Origin of the sequence: Histidinibacterium aquaticum, from assembly GCF_008710275.1 — a bacterium.
Taxonomy (GTDB): domain Bacteria; phylum Pseudomonadota; class Alphaproteobacteria; order Rhodobacterales; family Rhodobacteraceae; genus Oceanicola; species Oceanicola aquaticus.
In genome coordinates this window covers 59,964-67,631 of record NZ_VYQE01000008.1, presented here as the reverse complement: position 1 = coordinate 67,631, position 7,668 = coordinate 59,964, and the positions used below count along the sequence as shown (strand labels likewise).

At 61.3% G+C, this 7,668-nt stretch carries 7 protein-coding genes; 3 read left to right on the top strand and 4 right to left on the bottom strand.

Annotated features, from left to right (window positions below):
- The coding region (locus F3S47_RS19625) for a hypothetical protein (RefSeq protein ID WP_223877885.1) at positions 1-335 on the bottom strand (335 nt) is incomplete at its 3' end.
- An 82-nt stretch (positions 336-417) separates the two neighbouring features.
- Between F3S47_RS19625 and F3S47_RS18905 the strand changes: the two genes are divergently transcribed.
- Positions 418-705, top strand: coding sequence for a hypothetical protein (locus F3S47_RS18905; protein WP_150446881.1), 288 nt, complete (start codon positions 418-420; stop codon positions 703-705).
- Positions 706-782: 77 nt separating this feature from the next.
- On the opposite strand, the gene F3S47_RS18900 is transcribed toward F3S47_RS18905, so the two are convergent.
- Both F3S47_RS18900 and F3S47_RS18895 read right to left on the bottom strand, forming a co-directional pair.
- Complete coding sequence (locus F3S47_RS18900; protein WP_150446880.1) at positions 783-2,492, bottom strand: glycosyltransferase family A protein; 1,710 nt, start codon at positions 2,490-2,492, stop codon at positions 783-785.
- Positions 2,493-2,846: 354 nt separating this feature from the next.
- Positions 2,847-3,851, bottom strand: a complete 1,005-nt coding sequence (locus tag F3S47_RS18895; protein ID WP_150446879.1) for a replication initiator protein A — start codon at positions 3,849-3,851, stop codon at positions 2,847-2,849.
- A 399-nt stretch (positions 3,852-4,250) separates the two neighbouring features.
- Here F3S47_RS18895 and F3S47_RS18890 point away from each other — a divergent pair, with 399 nt between their 5' ends.
- Complete coding sequence (locus F3S47_RS18890; protein WP_150446878.1) at positions 4,251-5,630, top strand: AAA family ATPase; 1,380 nt, start codon at positions 4,251-4,253, stop codon at positions 5,628-5,630.
- 67 nt (positions 5,631-5,697) lie between these two features.
- Entirely contained in the window at positions 5,698-6,738 is a 1,041-nt protein-coding gene (locus F3S47_RS18885; protein WP_150446877.1) for a ParB/RepB/Spo0J family partition protein, read from the top strand.
- A gap of 91 nt (positions 6,739-6,829) precedes the next feature.
- On the opposite strand, the gene F3S47_RS18880 is transcribed toward F3S47_RS18885, so the two are convergent.
- Positions 6,830-7,663 (bottom strand): ABC transporter permease, encoded by an 834-nt coding sequence (locus tag F3S47_RS18880; protein ID WP_150446876.1) that lies wholly within the window; start codon positions 7,661-7,663, stop codon positions 6,830-6,832.
- Positions 7,664-7,668 lie beyond the last annotated feature (5 nt).

The window sequence follows — 7,668 nt, the reverse complement described above, 5'->3', positions numbered from 1 at the left end:
GCGAGGCCGGCAGAACGATAGCAGCTATGGACTCCAACGCTGTCTCGCAGAATTGCGAGAGCTTGAAGTTCAATTGTCACGAGCGTCTGTTGGAACCGCCGGTCTGGGGCATCCCTTCTTGCGAGTTGTAGGTAGTAAAGCGCTTTCTCACATTTCTTCTGCTGACCGATCTGCGTATGCCAGAGGGCTAAAATACGCGCAGCATGGGCCCTTACCTCCGAGGATTCCTCGTGCATCGTGATCATGGCCAGGTCATGGAGCGCGCGTTCCTCAAAACCGAGTCCGAGCAGCTTGACCCGAAGGTCCTCAACCCTTGCTAGCGGCGCCTCACTCATTTCGTCCTCTTGCACAATTGGTCCGTTTTGATCTAATTTGCCCTACTCGCACTTGGAAAGCCGGGCAAGAAGGAAGTCTTGGATGACCAAAGAAGAGCAATCCCAGCCCGGCCTTGGTTTTGGCGCCACCTGCTCAGAAGAAGACCCAAGGATGTTGGAACTTCTTGGAAGCGCTGAGCCCGAGGCTGCTGTCACGGAGCTTGTTGATCGAGACGTCCGAATAGCAGAATTAGTTGCGCAAATCGAGATCTTAGAGCAGGATCTTTTTGCGGCACGAGGACGAATTTCCGAAATATATAAAAGCACTTCATGGAAGATAACTGCGCCCCTGCGTTCAATCATGCTTTGGATACGCGGTCGCGACACTTAGTTATTCGAATAGGCTCTATCCCCGAGCACATTCTTTCTCTACCCAGATTCTCGCGCACCGTGGTCGGTAACTGTCTCTCAAGGCTCCATCTCAATAGGGACATGGTACGGTCTTTCCTTAGGAATTCCCGTATTAATTAGCGCTTCTCGTTTTAGCACTTTTTCTTTTTGCCATTCATTCCAGGCCTCCCAGTAGTCTATCCTAACTCCGGATATTTGGTCGCGAATGATCTTTCCTGGGCCAGACGAAGTTAGGGAGGCTCCATGTCTTCTGCCGATAGTTAGCACTTCGGCAATGTGACAGACTGAAGGCTTGCCGTAGCTCAGAATGATCCGGGAGATGAATTCCCTGTCTGCTCCGAACCGGACGCTATCGAAGTAGCCAATCCGATTGAATACTTCGCGGCGAATGAGTGTCGAGTGCGGACAAACTTCGACTATTGCCCCATTCGGGCTAACCTCAATCTGGGCATGATCGAAGAGCCGCAACCAATCGGATGTAGTAACCATTAGCCCCCCGTCTGTCGCCATTTCCTCTAGATGGCGCTCAAGATGATTTGGCGTCCAAATGTCATCGGAGTCACACAGGGCTATGAGGTCGCCTTCAGAATTCTGGATACCAGCATTCTTTGCCAGATAGGTGCCGCTGTTCTTCTCATTTTTTATAATGCGGACTCTATCATCACGAGTCTGTATTTCCCTTAGCCGCTCAAGGGTGGAATCCGTTGAGTTATCATCAACAACAATGAGCTCTAGATTGAGATAGCTCTGAGATAGTATCGAGGCAACCGCAAGTTCAACATACCTCTCGACATTGTATGCCGTCAGGACCACGCTTACTAAGGGTCCATCCTTTACGTCCTTCAGGCTCTTCTGTCGGTTAGCTATACGTAGTGCGTCGAAACTCGGCGCGCTTATCGTGCAGTCTATTCCAAAACATTCGAAGGCAGTTGGTAATGCGGAAACGTCTCCATCTCTTGCTGTCAAGGCGTTGCTTAGAAAAACGCGGCCGACCGGACACCCTGGGACGCGTGTCTCGAGTCGGCGAGCGAGTCTCTCAGCTTCGTCGAACTCCTTCCTTTCGAGCAGATAGGAGAGATATAGAGTATTACCTAGTTCCTCGGCTCGGGCCCCTGGTGCATCGCAGAGTTCTAGCAGGCGAAGCATCTCTCTCTGATTCTCAGTGGCCAATAAACGTGCACGTTCCGCAAGAAACCTAGTATTTAGTGGTTGCAAGAGCGACTGTTGCCGATTGATCAAAAGTGCTTCGTCGAGCTTGCCCAGTCTACGTTTTGCTTGCGCTAATACGGCAAGGGCTTGCTGCCGACCGTCACTACCTTGGTCGGCTTCATCGAGATACACTTCAGCAAACTTTTCTGCGCCCCTGAAGTCTCTCCAGAACGCTGATCGGATAGCCAGGAGAAGGTGAGCCGCCTGTCGGAGTTCGACTTCAGGCTGATCACATAGGAAGTATGCGAACTCAAGAGCTGCACGAGACTCGAAACTCCAGAGCGATCTGACCAAAAGTCTAAATGTCTCAGGCCCGCCAAGTTCTCCAAGTACTTTTTCTAATGGTTCACGTTTAGATGCCTGCCCGGCTTCTTGGTGGAAGGGTACCAAGAGCGCTGCTACTACGCGCCCATCTGCTTGCTCTCGTCTGTCCGCGACAAGCGTGTCGGACAGGCCAAGGACACGACGCAAATATGACCCCGTCCACCTGTACACTGTTATGGGGACACCTATTCGACGGGCTAAACGTCGCGCCCACAAGTAGATGGCATCGAGCATATTTTAGTGGCTTCTCTCACTGATTTTTGCTATATTCTATTTTTTGATTTGGTTGGTTTCACTGGGGAATAACTTTTCATTCAGTATTATTCTCCTCGGCCACAGAGTTCCCGTTGGTCGCTAGTGCACCCTTGCTGTGAGCCGAGTCTCTTCTTAGCTGATGAACCTGATATGCAGTCGTTTTGGTCACTCTCGCCCCTACGTTGGAGTTCATCCTGGCCCCTGATGACGCTGTATTCAGTGAATTAATCAAGTATCCCGAACGCTGGCAGAAGCTTCAAACCCTGGACTGCGCGAGCGTTCCGCCAGCTTGTCAGACTTGATCCCCTCGTGCCTGGCGCAGCGACCCATAGCTCACTCCAGGCTATTCACCTTCCTGACCCACCCCAGGAACGCCCGGTCCGGCGCCGCGAGCTTCGGCCTACCCGTCGCCTCCCAAACGCCCCGCCACTCGGCCGCCAAGGCATGAACATCCGCCCCCGGCCGCAGCGCCCTCGCCTCGTCCAAGGCCTCGGGCGAAAGATGCGGCCCGGTTTCCGACACCGGCCGCCGGCGAGTGACGCATAGCATGTCGCCGCTTTCCTCGGCGAGGTGGTAGTCGGGCAGGTGATCGGCTGCAATCATCCTCCGCAGGCTCGCGCGGAAAACCCTCAAGGGCGCAGCGCTGCCGGCCTTCTTGTGGAGCGTCGCCACCGAGACACGCCACATGGGCTGTCGGCCGCAGTGCTTGCGGGCCAGCTCGTAGACCCGGCGCTCGAGGGGCTTTCTCAGGCGGAAGTAATCGCGGCTGAGCGTCAGTACCGACTTCGCCAGCACCGCGCGGAAGAGCCAGTCCGAGAGCGTGACCGTCACCGAGATCATCCGTCCGCCGCGGGTCTTCCGGACGATCTCCCAGGCTTCAATCAGGCCGAAGCCGCGGGTCGTCTCCTCGCCCCCCGTCGCGATGTTGGTGGTGATGCGGGTGCCGGCCAGCCGCTCGAAAGCCTCGCGCAGCCTCCCGTAGGCGTCGCCCGAGGTGTCGCGGTTGGTGGCGACCAGCAGGTCGTGCGCCTTGAGGGTGAGCGTCCGGCTGATCTGCCGGCCTGCGTTCACCGCAGCCATCAGCTGGCTGATGCAGTAGATCAGCACGTCCTTGTCGTGGATCGTGGCCCGCCCCTTCACCGAGGGCGTCACCGTCACCTCGGTGCCGTTGTGGGCGTAGGAGAGAACCCGCCGGTCGGGACGGGTGGCGAGCGAGAAGATCGGGTGCTCCATGCTGCCCAGATCGTCCTTGGGGCTGGCATCGAAGATGTCGCAGACGAAGAAATCGCCCGTGGGATGCCTCAGGGGGCCCAGCCCCTCCTGCCCTGCCGCCGCCATCACGTCGCTCTCTCGCTGCTCGCCCTCTTTCGGGGTTTCAGTGACACCCTAGGGGGATCCGGCCCTCCGCGTCCATCGCCCGAGTCACGGATCGGAGTCGCCGGGGCGTGGCATCGGAGTCGCTCTATCGGGGGATCGGAGTCGGAGGCCCTACCTTAAGCCCCTGAAAAACAGGGCGATGCGGGCCGCTCCCAGCGCCGTAACACTATACTAACAAAAAATAACAGACGAAGGCTGGCCAGATCCCACCTTACGGCCTCAAGATACAGGGGTCCGAGAGGCCCCTACCCCCGAATCTGGCTGAGAAATGCACTGAGGTTGCGGTTTTCCTTCCATGTGCTGCGTTTTTCGGTATTCTGACGAAAACTGCGAACATCACGAGCTGACCGGAGAGAGGCAATGAGCAGCGATCTCCCGCCGTACTTCCGCATCGACCCCGCCCGGGCGGCCCAGTCGCTGGGCGAGCCCGCCAGCACCGAAGGCTTCGGAGAGATCGCCCGGGCCTGCGCCGCGGGGCGGGCCGACCTCGCCTCCCGCGGGCTCGAGGACGATGGCGACCGGCGGCTGCGGCTCTTCTCCACCTGGGAGATCTGCCGCTACCTGATCCCGGTCGCCCAGGGGCACTTCCGCCGGGTTCTGAAGGCGAACCCGGAGCTCCCCCAAGGCCGCAGCGAAACGGAGGGCGGGGCCAAGTGGTTCAGCCTTGACGAGGTTCTGCGGCTGCGGGCGCATTTCGGGGCCGAAGGCTCCAAGGCCAAGCACTACCTGCCCTACCGCCCCGAGGGGCTGCCGGCCAAGATCGTGGCGGTGGCGAACTTCAAGGGCGGCGTGGGCAAGACCTCCACCGCGGCGCATCTCGCCATGTCGGCGGCGCTCGACGGCTACCGGGTGCTGGTGGTGGATCTCGACAGCCAGGGCAGCATGACCAGCGTCTTCGGCGGACGCGTCGAGGACGAGTGGGGCACGGTCTTCCCGCTTATCGGACGGCACTACGCCGAGCACCTTCAGGGCGAGAACCGCAGGCGGGCAGAGCGGGGGGAGACGCCCCAGCCGCTCGACGAGACCCTGGACGAGGCGCTGAAGATCTCGGCGCGGGATCTCGTGCAGACCACCCACTGGCCCAACATCGATCTCATCGGCGCGCAGCTCAATCTCTACTGGGCGGAGTTCCAGATCCCGGTCTGGCGCATGGCCGCCCGTGGCTGGAAGCTCTGGGACGCGCTCACCGACCGGCTGGAGGCGGACGGGCTCCTCGACGACTACGACATCGTCTTCCTCGATACCCCCCCTGCCCTCGGCTACCTCACGATCAACGGCCTCGCCGCGGCGGATATCCTGTTGGTGCCGCTCGGCGCCTCCTTCCTGGAGTTCGACTCCACGGGCCGCTTCTTCGACATGCTCCACGCCACCTTCGGCTCGATCGAGGAGGGGGAGAACATGGCGGCCCGCGCCCTTGGCCGGGAGGAGCTGCGCTTCGAGTGGGATGCGGTGCGGGCCATCGTCACCCGTTTCGACGCGACACAGCAGGCCGAGCTCGCGAGCCTGATGCAGGCCTATCTCGGCCCGACCCTCTCGCCGCACCGGCAGGACTTCACCGCGCTCATCGGCCAGGCCGGCGAGCAGGTGCAGGGCATCTACGAGGCCGATTACCGCGACTTCAACCGCGAGACCTATGCCCGCGGGCGCGAGACCTTCGATGCCACCTATGCCGCCTTCAAGAGCCTCCTGGTGGGGGCCTGGCACCGCGACGCGCAAGCCGTTGCGGAGGCCGCCGAATGACCGCGCGGTGGTCGAGGACCCCGGTAACCCGGGCCCCCTACCCTGCCCGCGCAAAGGGAGATGTGACATGGCCAAACGCAAGCGCTTGACCCCGGCGAGAACGGGATATCTCGCCACGCCACCCGCCTCCTCCGGCAACGGGGTGCGCCCCGGGCTGCTGGCCTCCGGCAGTTCGCCCGCGCCGATCGCTTCGGTCGCGGGCGAGGCCTCCGCCGCCTCGGCGCTTTCCGAGCTGAGCGAGAGCCTGGAGCGCGCCCGCTCCGAGGGCCGCATGGTGGTCTCCCTGCCGCTCACGCAGGTCGAGACCGGCTACCTCGTGCGCGACCGGATCGCTGTGGCCGACGAGGAGACCGAGGCCCTGAAGGAGAGCCTGCGCGCCCGCGGCCAGCAGACGCCCGTCGAGGTGACCACCCTCGGTCCCGATCGCTACGGCCTGATCTCCGGATGGCGCCGGGTGACCGCAATCAAGGCTCTGCACGAGGAAACGGGAGAGGAGCGTTTCGAGGCGGTACAGGCTCTGATCCGCAAGCCATCGGAGGCTTCCGAGGCCTATACTGCCATGGTCGAGGAGAACGAGATCCGGGTCGGGCTCAGCTACTACGAGCGCGCCCGGATCGTGGTGAAGGCTGCCGAGGCTGGCGTCTTTCCCGATGCCTCCACCGCCCTCGCCCGGCTCTTCGGCGCGGCCTCGCGTTCGCGCCGGTCCAAGATCAAGTCCTACCTCGCCATCGTCCGCACCCTCGACGGCCAGCTGCGCTTCCCCCAGGCCATCGGCGAGCGCCTCGGCCTGCAGCTCTCCCGCGCGCTGGAGGATCCGGGCTTCGCCGAGCGGGCCGGCCAGCGCCTCTCCGAGGCCGCCCCAGGTAGCGCCGAGGAGGAGACAGCCCTACTCACCGCCCTCCTGGCCCCCTCCCCTGCCCCGTCGAAGGCCTCGGAGGCACCTGCCCCCCAGCGCCCCCGCATCGCCCCCGGCGAGACCTGCACCCTCACCCGCGACGTCCGTCTCCGCGTCGACCGCGACGGATCGGTCACCCTCTACGGCCCGGGAGTGACCGACAGCTTCCGCTCCCGCCTGCTCGAGGCCTTCGGATCCGCCGGCGCTGAGTAGGCCTCTGTCCTGCTGCGAAACATTTCAGATCCGTGTTGTTTCGCGCGCGAAACAACACAACTTCCAAATGTTTCGCGCTCGAGACATCGGGTCAGCGCTCAAGCACGGCCTTGTGGTAGCGAGCCATCAGCACCAGCCCGAAGGCAGTGAGGCTGAGGCCCAATCCGAGGACGTATGAGTAGGACACGTAAGTCGCATCATACATGGGGTAGAAGCCCGACCGCGCGAGACCAGTGACGTGGATCAGAGGATTCCACCACAAGATGGCCTGTGCTGACGAGGGGAGGTCCTCGTAGATGTAGATAACCCCTGAGGCTAGGAAGAGCGGGCGATTGAGGATGCCCCAGACGGTGGTCCAGATCGGGACGAAACTGCCGAAGACGCAATTTATCATGCCGATGCCGAGACCAAGTAGTCCGGCCATGATGTAGGCGGTCAGAACCGGCCCGAAGTCGATTACGGCCTGTGTATCTACAAAGATCAGGATTCCGCTCAGGACCAGACAAGCGATCATCAGTTGGGTAAGCGTGTTCAGGACGAGGCGCGCCAAGACTGCGTCGATCCACCTGACGACAGGATAGGCCAAGAGGCTCTTGGAGAACTTCAACGACCGCATCGTCGTGTTGTTGATCTTCCCGTAGTAGCCGAACGCTAGCACACCGGTTGCGTAGAACAGGATAAAACTATTGCCGAGCGAAGGGGTCCGCATGACGAGCGAGAAGGCCAGCGACAGGATGAAGATCATGCCGAGTGGTTCGGCGAGAGCCCAGATATAGCCGCCTGGCGTGCGCCCGTAGCTCGAGGTCATCTCCCGCAGGATCAGCGCCGTGATGTTGCGCAGCGGTGACCGGCGGACCTGTGGCGACTGGGGGGGGCGGACCGACGACTGTGCCGGAGCCAGGTCGGATGGAGAGATCTCTGTCATGGGTG